19 protein-coding genes and 3 pseudogenes are annotated in these 23,727 nt (G+C 69.4%); 2 read left to right on the top strand and 20 right to left on the bottom strand.

The genetic code is table 11. The features are described from left to right. Nucleotides 1-4: 4 nt before the first annotated feature. From ACZZ98_RS04345 to ACZZ98_RS04415, 15 genes and pseudogenes are all read right to left on the bottom strand, one after another. Nucleotides 5-1,558: an NADH-quinone oxidoreductase subunit M gene (locus tag ACZZ98_RS04345; RefSeq protein WP_463515095.1), complete on the bottom strand. Its 1,554-nt coding sequence runs from the start codon at nucleotides 1,556-1,558 to the stop codon at nucleotides 5-7. Further along, the gene (gene nuoL / locus ACZZ98_RS04350) at nucleotides 1,558-3,519 is read right to left on the bottom strand and encodes an NADH-quinone oxidoreductase subunit L (RefSeq protein ID WP_463515096.1); all 1,962 of its coding nucleotides are present in this window, start codon (nucleotides 3,517-3,519) and stop codon (nucleotides 1,558-1,560) included. Before nuoL ends, ACZZ98_RS04345 begins: the two co-directional genes overlap by 1 nt. Before the next feature lie 9 nt (nucleotides 3,520-3,528). Next, nucleotides 3,529-3,828 (bottom strand): NADH-quinone oxidoreductase subunit NuoK, encoded by a 300-nt coding sequence (gene nuoK, locus ACZZ98_RS04355; RefSeq protein ID WP_380085771.1) that lies wholly within the window; start codon nucleotides 3,826-3,828, stop codon nucleotides 3,529-3,531. Continuing rightward, nucleotides 3,825-4,685, bottom strand: a complete 861-nt coding sequence (locus tag ACZZ98_RS04360; RefSeq protein ID WP_463515097.1) for an NADH-quinone oxidoreductase subunit J — start codon at nucleotides 4,683-4,685, stop codon at nucleotides 3,825-3,827. The genes nuoK and ACZZ98_RS04360 overlap by 4 nt, the downstream gene beginning before the upstream one ends. 76 nt (nucleotides 4,686-4,761) lie before the next feature. Next, nucleotides 4,762-5,415 carry an NADH-quinone oxidoreductase subunit NuoI gene (gene nuoI, locus ACZZ98_RS04365; RefSeq protein WP_463515098.1) on the bottom strand — a complete coding sequence of 218 codons (654 nt, stop codon included), beginning with the start codon at nucleotides 5,413-5,415 and terminating at the stop codon, nucleotides 4,762-4,764. Continuing rightward, nucleotides 5,408-6,875: pseudogene (gene nuoH, locus ACZZ98_RS04370) on the bottom strand (NADH-quinone oxidoreductase subunit NuoH). The gene nuoI and the pseudogene nuoH overlap by 8 nt, the downstream one beginning before the upstream one ends. Next, nucleotides 6,872-9,388, bottom strand: coding sequence for an NADH-quinone oxidoreductase subunit G (locus tag ACZZ98_RS04375; RefSeq protein ID WP_463515099.1), 2,517 nt, complete (start codon nucleotides 9,386-9,388; stop codon nucleotides 6,872-6,874). Before ACZZ98_RS04375 ends, nuoH begins: the two are co-directional and overlap by 4 nt. After that, nucleotides 9,385-10,698, bottom strand: a complete 1,314-nt coding sequence (gene nuoF, locus ACZZ98_RS04380) for an NADH-quinone oxidoreductase subunit NuoF (protein ID WP_463515100.1) — start codon at nucleotides 10,696-10,698, stop codon at nucleotides 9,385-9,387. The genes ACZZ98_RS04375 and nuoF overlap by 4 nt, the downstream gene beginning before the upstream one ends. Then, nucleotides 10,695-11,036, bottom strand: a complete 342-nt coding sequence (locus ACZZ98_RS04385; RefSeq protein WP_463517720.1) for a sunset domain-containing protein — start codon at nucleotides 11,034-11,036, stop codon at nucleotides 10,695-10,697. The genes nuoF and ACZZ98_RS04385 overlap by 4 nt, the downstream gene beginning before the upstream one ends. A gap of 75 nt (nucleotides 11,037-11,111) precedes the next feature. Then, nucleotides 11,112-11,966 (bottom strand): annotated as a pseudogene (gene nuoE / locus ACZZ98_RS04390) (NADH-quinone oxidoreductase subunit NuoE); the annotation flags it as partial. A gap of 100 nt (nucleotides 11,967-12,066) precedes the next feature. Beyond that, nucleotides 12,067-13,497, bottom strand: coding sequence for an NADH-quinone oxidoreductase subunit D (locus ACZZ98_RS04395; protein ID WP_463515101.1), 1,431 nt, complete (start codon nucleotides 13,495-13,497; stop codon nucleotides 12,067-12,069). Further along, nucleotides 13,497-14,310 (bottom strand): annotated as a pseudogene (locus tag ACZZ98_RS04400) (NADH-quinone oxidoreductase subunit C). Before ACZZ98_RS04400 ends, ACZZ98_RS04395 begins: the two are co-directional and overlap by 1 nt. Next, nucleotides 14,307-14,903, bottom strand: a complete 597-nt coding sequence (locus tag ACZZ98_RS04405; RefSeq protein WP_463515102.1) for a NuoB/complex I 20 kDa subunit family protein — start codon at nucleotides 14,901-14,903, stop codon at nucleotides 14,307-14,309. The pseudogene ACZZ98_RS04400 and the gene ACZZ98_RS04405 overlap by 4 nt, the downstream one beginning before the upstream one ends. Before the next feature lie 76 nt (nucleotides 14,904-14,979). Further along, nucleotides 14,980-15,342 carry an NADH-quinone oxidoreductase subunit A gene (locus ACZZ98_RS04410; RefSeq protein ID WP_353952740.1) on the bottom strand — a complete coding sequence of 121 codons (363 nt, stop codon included), beginning with the start codon at nucleotides 15,340-15,342 and terminating at the stop codon, nucleotides 14,980-14,982. Nucleotides 15,343-15,802: 460 nt separating this feature from the next. Continuing rightward, a complete protein-coding gene (locus tag ACZZ98_RS04415) occupies nucleotides 15,803-16,498 on the bottom strand; it encodes a demethylmenaquinone methyltransferase (RefSeq protein ID WP_463515103.1) in 696 nt (231 codons plus the stop codon). 63 nt (nucleotides 16,499-16,561) lie between these two features. Between ACZZ98_RS04415 and ACZZ98_RS04420 the strand changes: the two genes are divergently transcribed. Together ACZZ98_RS04420 and ACZZ98_RS04425 are read left to right on the top strand one after the other, a co-directional pair. Then, complete coding sequence (locus ACZZ98_RS04420; protein ID WP_463515104.1) at nucleotides 16,562-17,878, top strand: isochorismate synthase; 1,317 nt, start codon at nucleotides 16,562-16,564, stop codon at nucleotides 17,876-17,878. 109 nt (nucleotides 17,879-17,987) lie between these two features. Next, entirely contained in the window at nucleotides 17,988-18,659 is a 672-nt protein-coding gene (locus ACZZ98_RS04425; RefSeq protein ID WP_463515105.1) for a SanA/YdcF family protein, read from the top strand. Between the two features lie 118 nt (nucleotides 18,660-18,777). On the opposite strand, the gene ACZZ98_RS04430 is transcribed toward ACZZ98_RS04425, so the two are convergent. Genes ACZZ98_RS04430 through ACZZ98_RS04450 form a run of 5 tightly spaced genes read right to left on the bottom strand, consistent with a single transcriptional unit; the run spans nucleotide 18,778 to nucleotide 23,662 of the window. Continuing rightward, a complete protein-coding gene (locus ACZZ98_RS04430; protein WP_463515106.1) occupies nucleotides 18,778-20,010 on the bottom strand; it encodes a geranylgeranyl reductase family protein in 1,233 nt (410 codons plus the stop codon). A 25-nt stretch (nucleotides 20,011-20,035) separates the two neighbouring features. Beyond that, complete coding sequence (menD, locus tag ACZZ98_RS04435; RefSeq protein WP_463515107.1) at nucleotides 20,036-21,754, bottom strand: 2-succinyl-5-enolpyruvyl-6-hydroxy-3-cyclohexene-1-carboxylic-acid synthase; 1,719 nt, start codon at nucleotides 21,752-21,754, stop codon at nucleotides 20,036-20,038. Further along, nucleotides 21,754-22,212 carry a DUF3817 domain-containing protein gene (locus tag ACZZ98_RS04440; protein WP_463515108.1) on the bottom strand — a complete coding sequence of 153 codons (459 nt, stop codon included), beginning with the start codon at nucleotides 22,210-22,212 and terminating at the stop codon, nucleotides 21,754-21,756. The genes menD and ACZZ98_RS04440 overlap by 1 nt, the downstream gene beginning before the upstream one ends. Then, entirely contained in the window at nucleotides 22,209-23,423 is a 1,215-nt protein-coding gene (locus tag ACZZ98_RS04445; RefSeq protein WP_463515109.1) for a PGAP1-like alpha/beta domain-containing protein, read from the bottom strand. The genes ACZZ98_RS04440 and ACZZ98_RS04445 overlap by 4 nt, the downstream gene beginning before the upstream one ends. Beyond that, complete coding sequence (locus tag ACZZ98_RS04450) at nucleotides 23,420-23,662, bottom strand: hypothetical protein (protein WP_463515110.1); 243 nt, start codon at nucleotides 23,660-23,662, stop codon at nucleotides 23,420-23,422. The genes ACZZ98_RS04445 and ACZZ98_RS04450 overlap by 4 nt, the downstream gene beginning before the upstream one ends. Between the last annotated feature and the right edge of the window lie 65 nt (nucleotides 23,663-23,727).

A 23,727-nucleotide genomic window follows, 5' to 3' on the forward strand; every position in this document is an offset into this window, starting at 1 on the left:
GCGGTCACTGGGCACTCCCGGTGGCGTTGGTCGGCGTCGGATCAGTGACACCGACGAGTTCGAGCGTCTGCTTCACGGCCGGGTTGACGAGGTCGAGCACCGGCTTCGGGTAGACGCCGAGGAGCAGGAACGAGGCGATGATCGGCGCCACGACGAGCTTCTCGCGCAGCCCCAGGTCGCGGGGCTCGGAGCCCTCCGCGAAGCTCGGACGCGGACCGGTGAAGACCCGCTGGTAGGTCAGCAGGATGTAGAGCGCGGCGAGGACGATGCCGATGGTGGCGATCGCCGCGGCCACCTGGTAGCGCTGGAAGGTCCCCGTGAGCACGAGGAACTCCGACACGTAGGACGACAGGCCGGGCAGCGCCAACGACGAGAGTCCAGCCACGAGGAAGGTCCCGGCGAGCACGGGGGTGACCCGTTGCCAGCCTCCGTAGTCGGCGATGCGCTGGGAGCCGTGCCGCGAGATGAGGAACCCGGCGAGCAGGAAGAGCCCGGCGGTCGAGAACCCGTGGTTGATCATGTAGAGCGCCGACCCGCCACCGGCCGTCGTCGTCATCGCGAAGATGCCCAGGACGATGAAGCCAAAGTGGCTGATCGAGGTGAACGCGATGAGCCGCATGATGTCGCGCGACCCGATGGCGAGCAGCGCGCCGTAGATCACCGAGATGACCGCAAGCGTGATGACCACCGGGGTGGCCCACTGCGACGCCTCCGGGAAGAAGCCGAGGCAGAAGCGCAGCATCCCGAAGGTGCCGACCTTGTCGAGGACGCCGACGAGCAGCACGGCAGTGGCGGGACGAGCCTCGGATGCCGCGTCGGGCAGCCACGTGTGGACCGGCCACATCGGCGCCTTGATCGCGAACGCGATGAAGAAGCCGATGAACAGCCAGCGCTGGGTCGCGGTCGACCCGCCGACAGCACCTTCGAGCGACTCGTAGAGGAAGCCCTGCTCGCCACCCGGCCCCTGGAAGTAGAGGCCGATGACGGCGACGAGCATGATGAGCCCGCCGACGAGCGAGAAGAGGATGAACTTCACGGCGGCGTACTGACGGCGCGGTCCACCGAACAGCCCGATGAGGAAGTAGACCGGGATGAGCATGGCCTCGAAGAACACGTAGAACAGGAAGACGTCGCGCGCCGCGAAGACACCCACCATGAAGGTGAGCAGCACGAGCATGAGCGCGAAGTAGGTCTTCTCCCGCATTCCACTGACGTCGTCGTCCCTGTCACTTTCAAGGTCGTTCCACGCCGCCAGCAGGCAGATCGGCGTGAGGATCGCGGCCATGACGATGAGCGAGAGCGCGATGCCGTCGACGCCGAGGGCGTAGGACACCCCGAACTGGGGGATCCACGAGTGCGTCTCGGTCAGCTGGTAGCGGTCACCCGACCCGGCGTCGAACCGACCCCAGGCGACCAGGGCGAGCGCGAGGGTCAGCAACGAGACGCCCAGCGCGATCGGCTTGGCCAGCCGCGACGAGGCGGACGGCAGCAGCCAGATGACCGCCGCGCCGACGAGCGGCACGACCATCATGAGCGTGAGCAGGGGCAGGCCGGACATCAGTTCATCACCCACAGTGCTCCGAGAATGGCGACGACACCGGTGAGCATCGTCAGGGCATAGGACCGGGCGTAGCCGGTCTGGAGGCGGCGCAGTCGCGAGGACAGCCCGCCGATGGAGGCGGCCATCGAGCCGGTCAGCCCGTCCACACCCTTGCCGTCGGTGAAGACGAGCGCGCGGGTGAGGTGGGTCCCGGGCCGCATGAACAGGCCCTCGTTGATGGCGTCCTGGTAGAGGTCGACGCGGGCGGCCTGGGTGAGGAGGGAGCCTCGCGGTGCCGTCTGCGGGACCGCGTCGCGCCAGTACAACATCCAGGCGTATGCCGCCCCGCCGGCCACGAGGAGCAGCGTCAGTCCCATGATGACCGGGACCGCGAGCACCGGGTGCTCCTCCCCGTGCTCGCCGACGACCGGCTCGAGCCAGTGGGTGAACATGCCGCCCCACGAGAGGACGAGGCCCAGCAGGCCTGAGCCCACCGCGAGCACGATCATCGGGACGGTCATCGTCAGCGGCGACTCGTGCGGGTGCACCGCGCGCGATCCGAGCTCGCGCGCCTCCGCCTCGTCGACCCAGCGCTTCTTGCCGTGGAAGGTCATGAAGAACAGGCGGGACATGTAGAAGGCGGTGATCCCGGCACCGATGAGCGCCACGAACCCGAAGACCCACGGGCGCCAGCCGTCACCGATGAACGCTGCCTCGATGATCTTGTCCTTGGACCAGAAGCCCGAGAACGGCGGGACACCGAGGATGGCGAGCCAGCCCAGGCCGAACGTGATCCAGGTGATCTTCATGGCGCTGGAGAGGCCACCGAAGCGGCGCATGTTGACCTGGTCGTTCATGCCGTGCATGACCGAGCCGGCACCGAGGAACATGCCGGCCTTGAAGAAGCCGTGGGTGATGAGGTGGAAGATCGCGAAGGCGTAGCCCACCGGTCCGAGCCCGGCGGCGAGCATCATGTAGCCGATCTGCGACATGGTCGAGGCCGCCAGCGCCTTCTTGATGTCGTCCTTGGCGCACCCGACGATCGCTCCGTAGAGCAGCGTGATGGCACCGACGACGGCGACCGCGAGCTGCGCGTTGGGGGCGGCGTTGAAGATGTCGTGCGAGCGGACGACGAGGTAGACACCGGCGGTGACCATCGTCGCGGCGTGGATGAGCGCCGAGACGGGGGTCGGGCCGGCCATGGCGTCGCCGAGCCACGACTGCAGCGGGAACTGAGCCGACTTCGCGCAGGCACCGACGAGCAGCAGCAGCCCGAGCGTGGTCATGGCGGTCGAACCCGCCTCGGCAGCGCCGGCGTGCACGGTCGCGAAGTCCACCGCGCCGAACGTGTAGAACATGTACATCAGCGCGATCGACATGCCGACGTCACCGACGCGGTTGACGAAGAACGCCTTGTTGGCCGCCGTCGCGTAGGCCGGGTTGTGGTTCCAGAAGCCGATGAGCAGGTAGGACGCGAGACCGACCCCCTCCCAGCCGACGAAGAGCAGCAGGTAGGAGTCCGCGAGCACCACGAGCAGCATGGCCGCGACGAAGAGGTTGAGGTAGGCGAAGAACTTGCGCCGGTCGACGTCGTGCTCCATGTAGCCGATGGAGTAGACGTGGATGAGGGACCCGACGAAGGTGATGAGCAGGACGAAGGCGATCGACAGCTGGTCGACGAGCAGCCCCGTCTCGAGCTGGAACTGCCCCGCGGGGATGAAGTTCCACCCGCTGAGGTGCGCGCCGCGCTCCTCGCCGCCCCGCCCGATCATGGCGAACAGCAGGACGAAGCCGAGGACGAAGCTGGCCCACGACAGAGCGGTGGCGAGCAGGTGTCCCCAGGCGTTGGTGGCCCTGCCGCCGAGCAGGAGGATCGCCGCGCCGAGCAGGGGGAACGCCACGAGAAGCCAGGCGTATGCCGTGATGCCGGTGGCCGCGGCCACCTCACCTTCCGCGGCGAGCAGGAGAGAAACGTTCACGAGTGCCCCTTAGAGCTTCAGCAGGTTGGCATCGTCGACAGAAGCCGACCGGCGGGCACGGAAGATCGCCATGATGATGGCCAGGCCGACGACGACCTCTGCGGCAGCGACCACCATGACGAACAGGGCGATGGCCTGCCCGTGGAGGTTGCCGTGCATGCGGGCGAAGGTGACGAAGGCGAGGTTGGCCGCGTTGAGCATCAGCTCGACACCCATGAAGACGACGATCGCGTTGCGTCGGGTGAGCACGGTCGCCCCGCCGATGACGAACAGCAGCGTCGCCAGGTAGATGTAGTTGATCAGGCTCATCGCTGGCCCTCCCTCGTCGCGTCCGGGTCGACGCGGTCGTCGTTGCCCGTCGTGACGCTGTCGTTGTCGTCGTCGTCCTCGCCCCGGCGACGGTCCTGGCCGAGGTCGCGCTCGATCTCGCGCTCGGCGTCGAGCCACGGCGCGGCCGAGCCGACCTGGTCGCGGGCGGTGAGGACGCGCGAGATGGACAGCTCGCTCGGCGTGCCGTCGGGCAGCAGGGCCGGGGTGTCGATGGCGTTGTGACGGGCGTAGACACCGGGCACCGGCAGGCCGGCGAGGTTCTCGCCGCCGCGGATCCGGCGTTCGCTCCACGCACGCTGGTCGGGGCGGGCGCCCAGGCGCTCGCGGTGGGCCAGGACCATGGCCGCCAGCGCTGCAGTGATGAGCAGCGCCGACGTGGCCTCGAAGACCCAGACGTAGCGGCCGAAGATCAGCTCCGCCATCCCGGAGACGTTGCCGGTCTCGTTGTTGACCGCGTTGAGCTTGTCGGCGGGGGCGTCACCGATGGTGATGCGTCCGACGGCGCCCATGAGGAGGGCTGCCAGCCCCAGGGTCAGGACGACGGTGGCCGCGCGCTGGCCCTTGAGGGTCTCGACGATGCTGTCGGAGGAGTCGACGCCGACGAGCATGACGACGAAGAGGAAGAGCATCATCACGGCGCCGGTGTAGACGAAGATCTGGATGACGCCGAGGAAGTCGGCACCCTGGGCGAGGTAGAAGATGCCGAGGATGATCATCGTCAGCGCCATGCCGAGCGCGGCGTGGACGGCCTTGCGAGCAAAGATCAGGCCCATCGCGCCGATGACGGCGAGGGGGCCGAGGATCCAGAAGAGGATGGCTTCTCCGGTGCTGGTCATGCGAGGACCTCCTGAGGACACGAGCGACGAAGGAGCGAGGCCCGGAAGGCAGACGAGCATGGCCCGAAGAAGACGGTCATTGCGCAGGCTCCTTCACGGCACCCGTGGACCCCGAGGCACCCGTCGCGTCGATCGCAGGGCTGGTCTGGGCGTGGTTGGTCTGCGCCCAGTCCTTCTGGGTGGGCGTGGCCTCCGAGACCTTGCCCAGGTAGTAGTCGCGCTCCTCCATGCCCTCGACCATCGGGTGCGGCGCAGCGACCATGCCGCCCTGGAGCGGGGCGAGCAGCTGCTCCTTGGTGAAGATGAGGTCCGCGCGGTTGTTGTCGGCCAGCTCGTACTCGTTGGTCATCGTCAGCGCGCGCGTCGGGCAGGCCTCGATGCACAGGCCGCAGAAGATGCAGCGCAGGTAGTTGATCTGGTAGACGCGGCCGTAGCGCTCCCCGGGTGAGAAGCGCTGGCCGGAGAGGTCGTCGTTGTTGGCGCCCTCGACGAGGATCGCGTCGGCCGGGCAGGCCCACGCGCACAGCTCGCAGCCGACGCACTTCTCCAGACCGTCGGGGTGACGGTTGAGCTGGTGGCGTCCGTGGAAGCGCTGGGCCGTCGGCCGCTTCACCTCGGGGTACTCGGTCGTGGCGACCTTGCGGAACATCGTCGCGAAGGTCACCCCGAAGCCACCCACGGGCGCGAAGAGGTCGGACAGGAACCCCGCCTTCTTCTTGTCGTCAGCCACGAGGGGCCTCCTTGTCGGTGAAGTCGAACTCGGCGGGCCCGCTCGGACGCTTGGGCGTCACGGGATCGGCCCCGGGGAGGGCAGGTGCCCCGACGCTTGCGGTCTCGCGCAGACGCTGACCGGGCAACGGCGGCACGGGGTAGCCACCGGCATACGGGTCGATCTCCTCCGGCGGTGCAACAGACGCGGCTGCCTCCTTGGCCAGGGCACGTGAGTCCCACCACCAGCCGAACGCCAGGGCACCGACGGCGACGAGCGCGACGATGGCCAACGAGGACACCGGGAAGCGACGGCCCGCGAACTCCAGGGCGGCGTCACCGAACCAGCCGTTCTGCGCGCCCCGGAAGAACGCGACCAGCACGACCCAGCCGAGCGTGGCGGGGATGAGGAACTTCCAGCCGAAGCGCATGAACTGGTCGTAGCGGGTGCGCGGCAGGGAGCCACGAAGCCAGACGAAGAGGAACATGAACATCCAGAAGCTTGATGGTGAACCACAGCAGGCCCCACCAGCCCTCGTTGAACATGCCGTCGTTGATCGCGGCGATGCCGGGGGGCGCCATCCACCCGCCGAGGAACATCGTCGTGGCCAGTGCCGAGACCGTGAACATGTTGATGTACTCGCCGAGGAAGAACATGGCGAAGCGCATCGAGCCGTACTCGGTGTGGAAGCCACCCGTGAGCTCGCCCTCACCCTCGGCGAGGTCGAACGGCAGGCGGTTGGTCTCGCCGACCATGGTGATGATGTAGACGAAGAAGCTGAAGAACGCCGGAATGATGTACCAGACGTTGTTCTGCGCGCCGACGATCTGCGAGGTCGACATCGAGCCGCTGTAGAGGAAGACGGCGACGAGCGAGAGGCCCATCGCGATCTCGTAGGAGATCATCTGGGCCGAGGAGCGCAGGCCACCCATGAGCGGGTAGGGCGAGCCCGACGACCAGCCGGCGAGCACGACGCCGTAGATGCCGATGCCGGCGATGGCGAGCACGAAGAGCACCGAGATCGAGGAGTCGGCGAGCTGCAGTGGCGTGGTGTGGCCGAACACGGTGACCTCGCCGCCGAGCGGGATGATCGCGAAGCCGATGAAGCACATGGTCGCCGTGATGAGTGGCGCGAGGGTGAAGACGATCCGGTCCGCCTTGGCGGGGGTGACGTCCTCCTTGAGCATGGCCTTCATGCCGTCGGCGAGGGTCTGGAGCAGACCGAACGGGCCGTTGCGGTTGGGGCCGGGGCGCTGCTGCATGCGACCGATGACGCGCCGCTCGAACCAGATGACCATGAGCGTCGACACGAGGAGGTAGACGAAGATGACCACGGCCTTGAGCAGCGAGAGCCACCACGGCGTGTCCGAGAAGTCGGCGATGGGGTTGTCCGTGCCTTCGGCGACGAGCGTGGGTATGCCGGTCAGTCCGGCGCCGCTCAACGCTTCCGTTGCGCTGGAGAGGGCGAGAAGGGCGCTCATGCTGCACTTCCTTTGTCGACCTTGGTGACGGAGACGCGGATGGCCGGTGCGTCGGCGAGCGTGGCGCGGAGGTCGCACCCCGCGGAGTGGGTCGGGAGCCAGACGACGTGGTCGGCCATCTGCGTGACGGTGACGGGGACCGTGATGGGGTCGACCGACGAGTCGCCGATGACGACGGTGACGGTGTCGCCGTCGGTGACACCGAGCGAGTCGGCGGTCGTCCGGGAGACCTTGGCGGTCGGCCTCGGTGCGGTGCCGGCGAGGAACGGCTCGCCGTCCTGGAGCCGACCGCGGTCGAGCAGGTGGCGCCAGGTGGCGAGGACGAGATGACCGTCCTCGGCGCTGGGCACCTCACCGGCCTCGACCGTCGGAGCCGCGGCCCGGCGCTCCGTCGATGACGGGCCGATCCGCTCCATCTCGGAGCGGACCTCGGCGACGGTGCGGCAGCCGAGGAACTCGCCCAGCTCGTCGGCGATCATGTCGAGGGCGCGGTGGTCGCTGACGTAGCCGGTCTCGAGGGCTCGCTGGAAGGTGCGCGCGCGCCCCTCCCAGTCGACGAAGGTCCCGGCCTTCTCGGCGTGCGCCGCGACGGGCAGGACGACGTCGGCGACAGCGGTGACGGCGGACTCACGGATCTCCAGCGAGACCACGAAGGTCGACTCGAACGCCGTGATCGCGTCGGCCCGGCCGAAGTCGAGCGGGTCGACGCCACCGACGACGAGGGCACCGATCTTGCCGGTGCGCGCGCCCTCGAGGATGGCCGCGGAGTCGCGACCAGGAGCATCCGGGAGGCCGACGACACCCCAGGCCGAGGCGACCTCGGCGCGGGCTGCGGCATCGCTCACGGCGCGGCCACCGGGGAGCAGCGTCGGGAGGGCACCGGCCTCGAGGGCACCGCGCTCCCCCGCGCGACGCGGGATCCAGGCGAGCCGGGCACCGGTCGTCTCGGCGAGACGGGCGGCAGCGCTCAGGGCGCCGGGGACAGTGGCCAGGCGCTCGCCGACGAGGATGATCGCACCCTCGCCGCGCAGCGCCTCGGCGGCGGCCCGCACGGTGTCGGGACCCTCACCTGCGGCGCCGCTCGCGGCACCCTTGCCGAGGGCGTCGAGGACCTCCGGCTCGGTGCCGGGGGCGGTCGGGATGAGGTGACCGGAGACCTTGGTGAGCCCGCGGGTCGCGACGGGCGACACGGCATACACGGCCGTCTTGTTCTTGCGCGCCGCCTTGCGCAGGCGCAGGAAGATGATGGGGCTCTCGTCCTCGGGCTCGAAGCCCGCGAGGACGACGGTCTTCGCGTTCTCGAGGTCCGCATAGGTCACGGCACCGGACGCAGGAGAGGTCCGCACCACGTGGGACGCGAGGAACTCCGCCTCCTCGGCCGAGTGCGGCCGGGCGCGGAAGTCGACGTCGTTGGTGCCGAGCACGGTGCGCGCGAACTTGGCGTAGGCGTAGGCGTCCTCGGCGCTGACGCGCCCGCCGACGAGCACGCCCGCACTGGGCGCGGCCTTGAGACCAGCGGCGGCGACCTCGAGGGCCTCCCGCCAGGAGGCGACCCTGAGCTCGCCGTCCTCACGGACCATCGGCAGGCCGAGACGGTCGGGGAGCGTGGCGTACTGGAAGGCCCATCGGCCCTTGTCGCAGTTCCACTCCTCGTTGACCGCCGGCTCGTTGGCAGCCATGCGGCGCAGGACCGAGCCACGACGGTGGTCGGTGCGGGTGGAGCAGCCACTGGCGCAGTGCTCACAGATGCTCGGCGTGGAGACGAGGTCGAACGGACGCGCGCGGAAACGGTAGGCCGCACCGGTCAGTGCGCCCACCGGGCAGATCTGGACCGTGTTGCCCGAGAAGTAGGACTCGAACGGCTTCTCCTCGTAGATGCCGACCTGCTGCAGGGCGCCGCGCTCGACGAGCGCGATGAAGGGGTCACCGGCGACCTGCTCGGAGAAGCGGGTGCAGCGGGCACACAGGACGCAGCGCTCGCGGTCAAGGAGGACCTGGCTCGAGATGTTGATCGGTTTGGGGTAGGTCCGCTTGACGTCCTCGAAGCGGCTCACCGGCCGTCCGCTGCTCATCGCCTGGTTCTGGAGGGGGCACTCGCCACCCTTGTCGCAGACCGGGCAGTCGAGCGGGTGGTTGATGAGGAGCAGCTCCATGACACCGTGCTGCGCCTTCTCGGCGACCTCGGAGGTGTGCTGCGTCTTGACCTGCATGCCGGGTGAGACCGTCATGGTGCACGACGCCTGCGGCTTCGGCATGGGGCGCAGGGTCCCGTCCGGGCCCGGGGTCGCCACGTCGACGAGGCACTGCCGGCAGGCGCCGACCGGCTCGAGCAGCGGGTGGTCGCAGAAGCGCGGGATCTCGATCCCGACCTCCTCGGCCGCCCGGATGACGAGGGTGTTCTTGGGGACGGAGACGTCGATGCCGTCGATGGTCAGCTCGACCATCTCGACGGCCGGCTTGTCACCAGCTTCGCTCCCGGACTTGTCTGCCGCGTTTTTCGAGATCACAGTCATGCCGTCACGCGGTCCTTGTGGAAGAGCGTCGACTCACGCGAGTCGAACGGGCAGGAGCCTTCGGTCAGGTGGGCGATGTACTCCTCGCGGAAGTACTGGATCGAGCTCGTGATCGGGCTCGTCGCGCCGTCGCCGAGTGCGCAGAAGCTGCGGCCGAGGATGTTGTCGCAGATGTCGAGGAGCTTGTCGAGATCCTCTTCGCTGCCCTGACCGTGCTCGAGGCGACCGAGGATCTGCTTGAGCCACCACGTGCCCTCACGGCAGGGGGTGCACTTGCCGCAGGACTCGTGCTTGTAGAAGTCGGTCCAGCGGTCGACGGCGCGCACGACACAGGTGGTCTCGTCGAAGATCTGGAGGGCGCGAGTGCCGAGCATCGATCCGGCCGCGGCGACCGACTCGAAGTCGAGCGGGGTGTCGAGGTGCTCGGCCGTGAAGAGCGGGGTCGAGGAGCCACCAGGCGTCCAGAACTTCAGCTGCTTCTCGGGGTCGCGCATGCCACCGGCCATCTCGAGCAGCTCACGCAGGGTGATGCCGAGGGGCGCTTCGTACTGACCCGGGTTCTTGACGTGGCCCGACAGGCTGAAGATGCCGAAGCCCTGGGACTTCTCGGTGCCCATGTCGCCGAACCACTCGGAGCCGTGGAGCAGGATCGGGGGCACCGAGGCGATGCTCTCGACGTTGTTGACGACGGTGGGCCGGGCGTAGAGGCCGGCGACGGCCGGGAACGGCGGCTTGAGGCGCGGCTGGCCGCGACGGCCCTCGAGGCTGTCGAGGAGCGCGGTCTCCTCGCCACAGATGTAGGCGCCGGCGCCCGCGTGGACGGTGATGTCGAGGTCGAAGCCCGAGCCGTGGATGTTCTTGCCGAGGTGACCCGCGGCATACGCCTCCTCCACCGCGCGCATGAGGCGACGGTAGACGTGGACGACCTCACCACGAAGGTAGATGAAGGCGTGGTTGCAGCCGATCGCGTAGGACGTGATGACGCAGCCCTCGATGAGGAACTGCGGCGCCGCCATCATGAGCGGGATGTCCTTGCACGTGCCCGGCTCGGACTCGTCGGCGTTGACGACGAGGTAGCGAGGGCCGCCGTCCGGCGGAGGGAGGAAGCCCCACTTCATCCCCGTGGGGAAGCCGGCTCCACCGCGACCGCGCAGGCCCGAGTCCTTGGTCATCTGCACGAGGTCGGCGGGCGCCGTCGCGAGCGCCTTGGTGAGCGCCTTGTAGCCGTCGTTCTTCTCGTAGGTCTCGAGAGTCCAGCTCTGCGGGTCGTCCCAGAACTTCGTGAGGATCGGCGTCAGCGTGGTGCTCATGACTCGTCACCCTTCGTCTTGGTGTTCTTGCGGTCGAGCGCGTTGGTGAACCCGGCGGCAGTCGCTGCGGCCTCGTCACGGAACCACACCTCGGCCCTGGTGCGCGAGTACGACGGCGACTTCGGGGTGTGGAACAGCATCGAGCGCGGGTTCCCCTTGATGACCCACCCCTCCGGGCCGGTGCCGTCCGCCCGCGGGGCGACGGCGCCGTCACCGAACGAGGAAGTCGGGAAGCCTGCGGGGAAGTCGCCACCGGTCTGGACGGTCGGCCCTTGGGAGCTGGCCGCGGCAGGGGTTCCGGTCAGCGGCGCATCGCCCCGAGGCTCCGCCTCGGCGATCGAGGAGCCGTCGTCGAAGAGCGTGGCGTCCTCGTCCGTCGGCGCGGGCGTCTTGTCGGCGTCCTTGGCAGGCTTGTCGGCCTTGGCGTCCTGGCCACCCGGCTTCTCGTCGGGCTCGTTGGTCGGGGCGTTGACCGAGGTATGCCGTCCGGCCGCCTTGCCCTCGACGTTCCCGCCGGCAGCGCTGGCCTCGGTCGTGGCGTCGTCATCTCCGCGGTCCGCGGCCTCGGCGCGCTCGGCGCGTGGTGCCTCCCAGCCGTTCTCGTGGGCGACCTCGAGGCCGCGCAGCGAGGCGGGGCCGGCGCCGACACCCTCGTCGGCGAGACCGTCGGGGAAGCCGGCGAGCACGCGCGACATCTGCTTGAAGGAGCACACCGAGTTGGGGCCTCGCGTCGGCTTGACGGGCGTGCCGGCGCGCAGGTCGTCGACGAGCTGGTTGGTCGACTCGGGCGTCTGGTTGTCGAAGAACTCCCAGTTGGCCATCACGACGGGCGCGTAGTCGCAGGCCGCGTTGCACTCGATGCGCTCGAGGGTCACCTTGCCGTCGTCGGTCGTCTCGTCGTGGCCGATGCCGAGGTGCTCGGAGACGGACTCCCAGATCTCGTCGCCGCCCATGATCGCGCAGAGCGTGTTGGTGCACACGCCCACCGTGTACTCACCGTTGGGGTGGCGCTTGTACTGGGTGTAGAACGTCGCGACACCCGACACCTCGGCGCGGCTCAGCTCGAGGACCTCGGCACAGAAGTCGATCCCGCGGCCGGTGACGTAGCCGTCGACCGACTGCACGAGGTGCAGCAGCGGGAGCAGCGCCGAGCGCTTCTGCGGGTAGCGGGCGATGACCAGCGCGGCGTCCGCGTGCAGACCCTCGAGGACGTCGGCGGCATACGCCTCCTTGGACTCGGGCGACACCGTGAGGTGGCCCGACGCCATCTGCAGTCCGTAGTGCTCCATCAGTGCTTGTCCCTTCGCGCAACGACGGCAGCTCCGCGCCTCGCTCGTTCCTCACTCGTGTGCTCGCTACCTGTCGCGCTCAACGGTCCACGCCTCCCATGACGGGGTCGATGCTGGCGACGGCGACGATGACGTCGGCGACCTGGCCGCCCTCGGACAGCGCGGCCACGGCCTGCAGGTTGTTGAAGCTCGGGTCCCGGAAGTGCGCCCGGTAGGGACGCGTGCCGCCGTCGGAGACGATGTGGCACCCGAGCTCGCCCTTGGGCGACTCGATCGGCACATAGGCCTGGCCGGCGGGGACGCGGAAGCCCTCGGTGACGAGCTTGAAGTGGTGGATCAGCGACTCCATCGAGGTGCCCATGATCTCGCGGATGTGGTCGAGGCTGTTGCCCTGGCCGTCGCTGCCGACCGACAGCTGGGCCGGCCACGCGATCTTCTTGTCCGCGACCATGACCGGGCCGGTGACCTTCTTGAGGCGTTCGACGCACTGCTCGACGATCTTGAGCGACTCGTACATCTCGTCGAGGCGGATCCGGATCCGGTCGTAGGCGTCGGCGCCGGTGCGGGTGATGACCTCGAAGTCGTAGGTCTCGTAGCCGCAGTAGGGCTGGCTCTTGCGCAGGTCGTGCGGGAGCCCGGTCGAGCGCAGGATGGGTCCGGTGATCCCGAGCGCCATGCAGCCGGCGAGGTCGAGGTAGCCGACGTTCTTGGTGCGGCCCTTGAGGATCGGGTTCTCGTTGAGCAGGAGCTCGAGCTCGCGCAGGCCCCGGCGCAGCTCGCCGACGGTGCCGTTGATCTGGTCGAGGCTGCCGTGCGGCAGGTCCTGCGCGACACCACCCGGGCGGATGTAGGCGTTGTTCATGCGCAGACCGGTGATCGTCTCGAAGATCCGCAGGATGCGCTCGCGCTCGCGGAAGCCGACGGTCATGACGGTCGTCGCACCGAGCTCCATGCCGCCGGTGCCGAGGCACACGAGGTGGGAGTTGATGCGGGTGAGCTCCATCATGAGGACACGGATGATGCTCGCGCGCTCGGGGATCTGGTCCTCGATGCCGAGGAGCCGCTCGATGCCGAGACAGTAGGTCGTCTCCTGGAACATCGGCGTGAGGTAGTCCATGCGCGTGCAGAAGGTCACGCCCTGCACCCAGTTGCGGTACTCCATGTTCTTCTCGATGCCGGTGTGGAGGTAGCCGATGCCCGCGCGGGCCTCGGTGACCATCTCACCGTCGAGCTCGAGGATGAGCCGGAGCACGCCGTGCGTCGACGGGTGCTGCGGACCCATGTTGACGACGATGCGCTCCTCATGGAGGGCGGTCGCCTCGTCGGCCAGGTCGCCCCAGTCGCCGCCGGTCGCGTTGAAGACGCGAGCGCCGTCCTCGCGGTCGGCGTCGGTGGTGGCGTAGGGGTCGCGCCCACCCTCGTCGATGCCGTCGCCCAGCTCGGAGTCGAGCCCCGGGCTCTGCTCGTGTGCCGGGATGTCTTCGTAGACGGTGTCCTTGTCAGTGGCCATCAGCTGTACGACCTCCGCTCGTCGGGCGGCGGGACGGTGCCGCCCTTGTACTCCACCGGGATGCCACCCAGCGGATAGTCCTTGCGCTGGGGGTGTCCCGGCCAGTCGTCCGGCATGAGGATCCGGGTGAGAGCGGGGTGGCCCTCGAAGACGATGCCGAACATGTCCCAGGTCTCACGCTCGTGCCAGTCCGCCGCGGGATAGGTCTCGACGACCGAGGGGATGCGGGCATCGGTCTCGGGCGCGCTCACCTCGAGACGCACGCGACGGTTGTGGGTGATCGAGAGCAGGTGGTAGACGGCGTGCAGCTCGCGACCGACCTCGTTCGGGAAGTGCACACCCGAGACCCCGGTGCAGATCTCGAAACGCAGGGCCGGGTCGTCGCGCAGCGCGCGGACGACCGTCGGCAGGGCCTCGCGCGCCACGTGCAGGGTGAGCTTCGCCGCGGTCCACGACGATCCGCTCGACTGCGGTGTCGTATGCCGTGGTGCCCGTCGCGCCGAGCGCTCGCCCGAGAGTGTCGGTCAGCTCGTCGAAGTAGGAGCCGTAGGGCTTCTCCGACTCGCCGGGGAAGAGGATCGGGGAGCGCAGGCCGCCGTAGCCGGTGGTGTCGCTACCCCTCGTCGCTCCGAACATGCCGCGACGCTCGCCGATCCGGATCGGGTCGGTGTCGCCGGTGGCCCGGGCTCGGGTCAGGTCGAGGTCGTCGGCGTGGACGTCGCCGGAGTCGACGTGCGTGGTGACCTTGCTGCGAGGCGTGGTCGCCTCGTCGGCCGCCGTGTCGTCAGGCACCGTAGGTTTTTCGGAGCTCATGCGAGGAGGTTCCTCCCGGGCGTCGCCGTGAGGGCGTCGTGGTCGTGGGTCGGCTGCATGAGGCGCGTCGGGGTGGCTCGCAGGGCTGCCTCCTCGGCAGCGCGGGCGGCGGCGATCCGGTTGACGCCGAGCTTGGAGTTCTGGATCTGGTCGTGCAGCTCGATGATCGCGTTGAGCAGCATCTCGGGACGGGGCGGACAGCCGGGGAGGTAGATGTCGACCGGGATGATGTGGTCGACGCCCTGGACGATCGCGTAGTTGTTGAACATGCCGCCCGAGCTGGCGCACACACCCATCGAGATGACCCACTTGGGGTTGGGCATCTGGTCGTAGACCTGGCGCACGACCGGGGCCATCTTGTTGGACACCCGTCCGGCGACGATCATCAGGTCGGCCTGGCGGGGCGTCGCCGAGAAGCGCTCCATGCCGAAGCGGGCGATGTCGTAGTCCGGCGTGCCGACGGCCATCATCTCGATCGCGCAGCACGCGAGGCCGAACGTGGCGGGCCAGATGGACGCCTTGCGCATGTATCCGGCGACGCTCTCGAGCGTCGTCAGGACGAAGCCTGCGGGCAGCTTCTCCTCGAGTCCCATCAGAGACCCCTTCCGATCGAAACGTTGACGCGCATCCGCGCATGGTCAGCACACGGCATACCGGGCAGGCAAGGCATCAGTCCCACTCCAGCCCGCCGCGCTTCCACACGTACGCGTAGGCGACGAACACGGTGAGGATGAACAGCACCATCTCGACGAGCGCGAACAGCCCGAGCGAGTCGAACGCCACCGCGAACGGGTAGAGGAAGACCGACTCGATGTCGAAGATGATGAAGAGCATTGCCGTGAGGAAGTACTTGATCGGCACGCGACCACCGCCGGTGGCACGCGGTGACGGCTGGATCCCGCACTCGTACGGCTCGGACTTGGCGCGGTTGTAGCGCTTGGGTCCGACGACGAGGCTCGTACCCACCGACAGGGCGGCGAAACCGAAGCCGAGGGCCAGCAGGAAGAGGATCGGGACGTAGGGGTTGCTCATCGCTGGTCAACTCCCCTTTCGGTGCCAGGGTGTGCGGCGGCTCGGGTCACGCGCCCCATCGTAGAGGGCGTGACGCAGGTCTCAACTGCAGCGTTCGCGAGCCCTCCGAGGCGCAACGCTCCGGTAACGACGCCCGCACCATCGAGGTCGCGGACGCCACTGGCGGAGCCAGCAGCATCGGGGGCATGAGTGGCGAGGATCAACGGCGCACCTTGCTTGTGAAAGTCTTCACGAACACCGACCCACTCTATGCAGCCGATTTCTCGCTGATCACTAAGGCCAACCTAAGTCCCCGGCCGCATTATCGGGTCACCCGATAAAGGGCCGCTCGACCCCACTCGGCAACTCGGGTTGAGCGCCACAAAGTCGGGTTGAGCGAACGTCAGGGCTTCGCCGCTCGGTGCCTACGCTCGCGCTCAGCCCGCCTTCCGGGCCTCAGTCGCAGAGCTCCCTCGTGTCCTCAGGCGGGCTTCGCCGCTCGGTGCAGCGCGACGATCCCGCCGCTCAGGTTGCGCCACGCGACCTCGCCCCACCCGGCCTCGGCCACCCGCGACGCAAGCGCCCTCTGGTCGGGCCAGGCCTGGATCGACTCGGCGAGGTAGACGTAGGACTCGGGGTTCGAGCTGACCCTGCGGGCCACGCGCGGAAGCGCCTCCATGAGGTACTCGACGTAGACCTTGCGGAACGGCCCGTTGACCGGCTGGCTGAACTCGCACACGACCAGGCGCCCACCCGGCCTGGTGACGCGGGCGAACTCACGCAGGGCCGCGTCGATGTCGGCCACGTTGCGCAGGCCGAACGACATCGTCACCACGTCGAACGACTCGTCGGCGAACGGAAGCCTCATGGCGTCTGCTGCGGTGAAGCCGAGGTCGTCGCGACGCTTCTTGCCGACCCGCAGCATGCCGAGCGAGAAGTCGGCGGGCACGACGTGGACACCCTGGTCGGCGAACGGCTCGCTCGACGTCCCCGTGCCGGCCGCGATGTCGAGGACCCGCTCCCCCGGCTGCGCGTCGACGGCCTGGCGGACGGCGCGTCGCCACAGCCGGTCCTGGCCCAGGGAGAGTACGTCGTTGGTCACGTCGTACCTCTCGGCGACGTCGTCGAACATCGCCGCGACGTCGCGGGGGTCCTTGTCGAGGGAGGCGCGGCTCATGTCGCCATCATCTCACCGCGTCCTTGCGAGGACTGCCGCCCCTCGGGGTTACGCTCGCCCGTGATGACGTCCATGCCCACGTCCGAGTCGGACCTCGCGCCCCATGCGCCCCTCGTCGCCCGCACCGTCGCGCTGTCCCCCGCGGACGGCACGTCCCTGCTGGCACTCCTGCCTGCGACGAGCCCGCGTGACACCACCTCCTGGGTGCGTCGTGGCGACGGCCTCGTCGGCTGGGGTCGCACCCTGTCGGTGACCGCTCACGGCGCCGACCGGTTCGCCACACTCGAGTCCTGGTGGAGTGAGGTGTCGGGGTCCGCAGTCGTGCGCGACGAGGTCGACCTGCCCGGCACCGGACCCGTCGCCTTCGGCGCGATCTCGTATGCCGCGGACTCACCTTCCGGTGCCACTCTCGTCGTGCCGTCGGTCGTCATCGGGCGGCGCGGCGACCGGTGGTGGGTGACGACGACGTCGACTCACGCCCTCCCTCCGAACGTCGATCCGTCGGTCTCGACCGACGCCGTGGCGCCGGGTGACGTGACCTTCGCAGACGGTTCACTGTCGCCGACCGAGTGGGCCGGGGCCGTCGCCGAGGCGGTGACCCGCATCCAGGCGGGCGCTCTGGACAAGGTGGTCCTCGCCCGAGATCTCGACGTGCGCACTGCCGCTCCGATCGACGTGCGCTGGCTGCTCGGACGCCTGGCCGAGAGCTATGGGTCGACGTGGGTCTTCGCCGTCGACGGGTTGGTGGGTGCGACGCCGGAGATGCTGGTGCGCCGCGAGAAGGGTCTCGTGACCTCTCGGGTGCTGGCGGGGACGATCCGCCGCACCGGGGACGACGAGCACGACCTGGCGCTGGCCGCCTCGCTCGCCCGGTCGTCGAAGGACCTCGAGGAACACGAGTACGCCGTGCGCTCGGTGGCCGACGCCCTTGCGCCGCACTGCTCCTCGATGAACGTGCCCGAGGCACCCTTCGTCCTGCACCTGTCCAACGTCATGCACCTGGCGACCGACGTCGCGGGCGTGCTCACCGACCGGACGACCTCGCTGGCCCTGGCCGCGTCGCTCCATCCGAGTGCGGCGGTGTGCGGGACACCGACCTCGGTGGCGGACGGGCTCATCAGCGAGCTCGAGCACATGGACCGCGGCCGCTATGCCGGGCCGGTCGGCTGGATCGACGCGAGCGGGGACGGCGAGTGGGGAATCGCGTTGCGCTCAGGGGCGATCCACCATGAGGACGACCACCGCATGTCGCTCTATGCCGGGTGCGGCATCGTCGCGGGTTCGGTGCCGGAGGCCGAGGTGGCCGAGTCCGACGCCAAGCTCATCCCCATGCGCGACGCCCTCACCGCCGCGACGCCGCGCTCCCGTCCCCAACCCTGACGTCTCGTGGGGGTTTCCCACCCAATTCCCCCAAAACTCCCGCGACACGCGCGTATGCCGTCCGCCCAAGTCGGCCTCCCGGCACCAGCTGCGCTGCGAGACTGGGCGCGTGAAGAGACTTTGGGGGCGGTCCTGGGTTCGGTGGCTCTGCGTGCCGATCGTGCTGGGGCTTCTCGGGGTGCTGGTGCCTTGGGCCTGGATCCTCATCGCGTCAGTCGGACGAGTGGACGACGCGGCGGATGTCGCCGACGCCCCTGCCGCGCCCGTGGCCCTGGTCCTCGGCGCCGGTCTGCAGGGCGGCCGACCCAGCCCGTATCTTGCAGCCCGCCTCGATGCCGCCAAGGAGCTGTACGACAAAGGCAAGGTGCGCGTCCTCTTGGTGTCAGGCGACAACCGCACCCATGCCTACGACGAGCCGACGGCCATGCGCGACTACCTCGTCGCGGCGGGAGTGCCCACGGAGGACGTCGTCCTCGACTTCGCCGGACGTGACACCTACGACTCCTGCCAGCGCGCTCACCGCGTCTTCGGCGTCGACGAGGTCACGGTGATCTCGCAGCGCTATCACGTGGGTCGCGCGGTCGCCCTGTGCCGAGCGGCCGGCATGACCACGCATGGCGTCGGGGACACCTCGATGCGCGACCGCTACCCACGTCAGTGGTGGATCGGCTGGGCGCGCGAGAAGCTCGCCAACATCAAGGCCGTCGGCGACGTGGTCACTGGTCGCGACCCGGTCCTGGGCGAACCCGAGACCAGCGTCCAGGACGCCCTCGCCCGCTGAGTGCGGCGGTGGCTGGTAGACGACCAGAGATGAGGCGATTCGCCAAAGTCCGCTGGATTCGCCGATGTTTCAGCGAATCGAGCGACAAGCGGCGAATCGAGAGCCGGTCCCGGTGGGATCAGGTGAAGGGCGGGCGGTGCTCGAGTCGGACGGACTGGCGACCGGCCCAGCGCCACACCCGAGCAGCTGAGTCGCGGTCCTCGTCGGTCACGAGGTTGCCCATCCACCGCAGCGCGAGCGTCATGAGCCAGTCCGACCGCATGCCGGCCGGGCCCAGCGCGGGCAGCACGCGCGGCACCGTCACCACACCCGCGAGACGACGAGCGATCGAGAACGCCTCGCCGTAGTGCTCCTTGAGCAACGCCGGCCAGGTCACCGACAGGTCCGTGTCGAGCAGGTCCACGACGAACCGTCCCGACTCGAGCCCGTAGTCGATGCCCTCGCCGTTCAGGGGGTTGACGCAGGCAGCGGCGTCACCGATGAGCGCCCAGTTCGGGCCTGCCACACCACTGACAGCGCCACCCATCGGCAGCAGCGCACTCGTGGCCAGCCGTGCCTCCCCCTGCAGGCCGAACCCGTCACGGCACTCCTCGACGTAGCGCGCCATGAGCGGCTTGATCGCGACCTCGGCCGGCCGCTTCGTCGTGGCCAGCGTCCCGGCACCGACATTCACCTGCCCGCCGCCCAGCGGGAAGATCCAGCCGTAGCCCGACAGGATCTCGCCCTGCTCGCCGCGCAGCTCGAGGTGGCTGCTGATCCACGGGTCGTCGGACAGCGTCGAGTCGACGTAGCAACGACCGGCCACGGCATACACGGTGTCCTTGTGCCAGACCCGACCGAGCACCTTCCCGAGTCCAGAGCGCACACCGTCGGCGACGATGAGCCGCTCGCACTCGATCTCGAAGCTCTCGCCGTCGCGCTGGAAGGTCACACCGCGCACGCGGCCACCCTCGAGTCGGGCGTCGACGGCCTTGGCCCCCTCCACACCGACGGCACCGGACTTCAGGGCGGTGGTGCGGAGGTGGTCGTCGAGCTCGGTGCGCGCGACAGCCGAACCCCAGTCCGGCAGCGACCCCCCGGGCCAGGGCAGCTCGAGCACCTGGCCGAAGCCGTGTGCGCGCAGTCCCTGGTTCACCGTGTGCGCACGCAGCCAGTCCTCGAGGCCGAGCCGGGTGAGCTCCGCGATCGCGCGCGGCGTCAGTCCGTCGCCACAGGTCTTGTCCCGCGGGAAGACGGCGGCGTCGGCCAGCACCACGTCTCGTCCGGAGCGAGCCGCCCAGGCCGCCGCGGCGGATCCGGCCGGTCCGGCGCCGACGACGAGGACATCGGTGCGATGGGGGGTGGTGGTCACGGCCTCATTCTCGCAAGTCGCACGCTCACCCCGAAATCGCCAGCGCCTTGCGCGCGATCCGGCGCAGACGCTCGTGCGCTCCGCGGTGCGAGTCCGGGTCGACGGGCACCTCCACGACAGTGATGCCGTCAGGAGTCGCAGACAGAACGTGGGCTGCCGCCTCGCGCGTCTGCGCAACCACATGGCGTATGCCGTGTGCTCGGCACAGTGCCCCGAAGTCGGTCCCCGTCGGGGTGCCGAAGATGCGGCCGAAGTCGTCCGCCCTCTCCGGGACGCCGTGCTCGAGGGTGCGGAAGATGCCGCCACCGCCGTCGTTGGTGACGAGGATCGTGAGGTCGGGTCTCGGCTCGTCCGGACCGATCGCCAGGGCGTTGGAGTCGTGGAGGAAGGTGAGGTCGCCGACCCAGGCGTAGCTCGACGCATCTGTCGTGAGCGCCAGCCCTAGCGCGGTCGACAGGCAACCGTCGATCCCGGCCAGCCCACGGTTGGCCAGGACGGAGATGGCCGAGTCGCGGCTCATGCCGAGGTCGAGGTCGCGCACCGGGTTCGACGACCCGACAAAGAGCTGCGCACCGTCCGGGAGCGCCTCACCGACGACGGAAGCGACGGCCAAGCCTGTCCCCCAAGGCGCGCGCTGGTTCTGGACCGCCTGTGCCACAACCGATCCGGCGCCACCCCACCCTTTCAACCACCGAGCGTCGGCGGCCTCCGGCGACTCACCCGCGAAGGTCATCAGCGAGTGCACCTCGTGGACGACGTGAGCCGGATCGGACCACTGCGACGCCCCCGTGAACACCTCCACGCGCAGCCCCTCGGTGCGCAGCAGCGCAGCAACCGCTCGGGACAACGTGATGCGACCGACGACGAGCACGCGCTCCGGGAGGTTCTCCGCGAGCCACTCCCCAGCAGTGAGGAGGAGCGGTCCGTGCGGCACGACAGCGGTCCGGTCATGCACGCCAAAGGGTTCTGCGACCACGGGATAGCCGCGGGACACGGCCCAGTCCACGACCTGCGCCGAGGTGACGGGTGACTGTGCGAGGTCACCGAGGACGACGAGGGTCCGCGGGATGTGCGTGAGACCACCAGTGCTGGACACGCCGAACCACCCGCCCAAGGGGCTGCGGACCCAGGGCTCTCCGTCGGCACGCCCGGCATGGACCTCGGAGGCATCGCCCAGGTCCGGCGTCAGGTTGTCGCGGAAGGAGACATTGAGGTGGACCGGGCCAGCAGCCGGGCCCGGCAGACCCGCAGCGGTGGTGCCTCGTGCTGCCACCAGGGCGCGACACACGGTTGAGCGCTGGAATCCGCCCACGGACTCAACGAGTTCGGGCGCCGGCACGTCCACAGACCAGCGCACGGCCGATCCGAAGAGACCCGGCTGCACCGTCGTCTGGTTGGCCCCGGTTCCGCGCAGCTCGGCCGGGCGATCGGCTGACAGCACCAAGAGCGGCACCCCGGTGTGGTGGGCCTCGAGCACCGCCGGGTGCAGGTTTGCGACCGCCGTCCCGGACGTCGTGATGACCGGGACCGGTGTGCGAGAACCCTTGGCGAGGCCGAGGGCCAGGAACCCGGCAGTCCGCTCGTCCACCCGGACGTGCAAGCGAAGGCGGCCTTCGCGCTCGGCCTGCTGCACTGCATACGCAAGGGGCGCGGAGCGCGAACCGGGAGCGAGGACGACCTCGCGAACTCCACCACGGATCAGCTCGTCGACGAGGACGCGAGCGAGCGCGGTGGACGGGTTCATCAGCTGCCCGACGCCGGCGGGCCGACGACGAGGGCGACACCCGTCAGTCCTGCGACGGCCACGACACCGACCACAGCGGCCAGCGCCGGGTTGCGGGTGAGCCAGGCCAGAACCTTCTCGGGCAGGGACGCAGGTGACTGGCCGCCGTCACCGAAGCGCCACGGTCCCTCGAGCTGGCCGGCCGACTCTGCGCTCCGGTCGAACAGGATGGTCGCGAACGGCGGCACGGCACTCACGAGCGCCAGCAGGCCGGTCCGCAACGACCACTTCTGGTTGACCCAGGTCGCGAGGGCGATCAACCCGTAGGCGATGAAGACCACGCCGTGCACCATCCCGAAGATGCGCACTCCGAGCTCGGTCGTCTCCGTCACGTACTTGAGGAACATGCCGACAAGGAGGAGTGCCCAGGTGATCGCCTCGGCGACGGCCACCCGACGGAACAGCAGTTTGGGGGTCACGAGTCGCGATTCTGCCACCGCCTCTCCGACCGGAACTCATGCACCACGGCCCTTGACCCGGCTGCAGGCGTCAGCGCGGGTGCCGCACCGCGCTTCCACGCGGTCAGGGACACGTCGCTCGACCGGTCGGCCTTGGCAGCCACCCGTCGGTAGAGGGGCAGGTCGTGGAACCGGAAGGGACCGGTCGCGGTCGTCGCGGCCCCCGAGCTCACCGTGGTCCAGTGACGCCGTCCCGGAGGGGGTGAGACGTCGAGCGCATGCACAGGATCGGCGCGGTGCTGGAGCGAGAGCACCGTGGTCCTGACCGGGATGGGGAACTGGTCGATCGGCGAGCCCGCCGTGACGACGTGGCTCACGCGATGCTGCCGGCCGAAGTCCGGATCGGACGCCAATGCCGCGGCGACGATCCCGCCCTGGCTGAAACCGGCGAGGACGACCCGGTCCCCGGGCCTCGAGCGGCCGCGCTGGGCCTGTTGGAGCGCCATGGTGGCGGCGGTTTTGGACGCACTGGTGTTGCGCAGCATGAGTGACACGTTGGCGGGCCAGTCCATGGGAACCTCGTCGCCGCGCCACAGTCCGCCGTGAGTGCCGGGGATCTGGACCACCCAGGTCGTGGTCCCGTCGGCGACCGGCACCTCGACCACGCGCACGCTGCCGTCGTGACTGAGTCCCTCCAGTCCGGACAGCAGCCAGTCGGCGGACGCGGTGACAGGGCTCGACTCCGTCCGGGACACGGGCGCGACTCCGACGTCCCAGCCCGAGCCCTCGTCGAGCAGGCCGAAGGCTTGACCCGTGACCTCGGTGACCAGCCACGCGGTGGCCATGGCCTGCACGTGGACCCCGTCGACGAGGCCACGCACGGCTGCCTCTGCCCACTCGTAGTGAGCGGCCGCGCTGGCGACCTCACGCGAGAGCCGACGCAACCGTTCCACTGCACCGGCCACGTCGGAGACCAGGTCGTCGAGGTCATGACGGCACCGGGCCACGAGCGGGACGAGGTCGATCGGCGCCCCGAGAACCCTCGCCCCCATCCCCCAGTCGGGCCCGGCGACAGGGACGGCCGGGGTCGGCAGCTCGACGTCCGTCTCGCGAGGCGTGGCCTTCACCATGGCGTCGGCAGTGCACCGGAGCGAGGCAGAGGCGCGGCGCAGGTCCTCGATGCCGACCTCGATGCCCCCCGCGCCACCGGTGACACCGAAGTCGTCGCTCATGCGGCGAGCTCCGCCGACTCGGCCACCCTGTCCAGCAGGTCGGCGACCGCGTCCTCTCGCTCGGCCAGCTCCTGCAGCTCGGCCATCCGTCGGGAGATGACCTGCCGGAACTCCCGCGCCGAAGGCGAGCGCCAGCTCAGCCCGGACACTTGACGGAGCACCTCGCACTCGGCGCGAGTGTCCTGTGCGGCGGCCCGCCACCGCTGTGCACGCTCTCTCAGCTCCCCCGTGGTGACCATGCGAACAGCCAACTCGCACATTCGGGTTGGCGTCCACACGCGGAGACCGACCTGTGGACAACCTG

It is taken from the genome of Knoellia sp. AC549, from assembly GCF_979258975.1.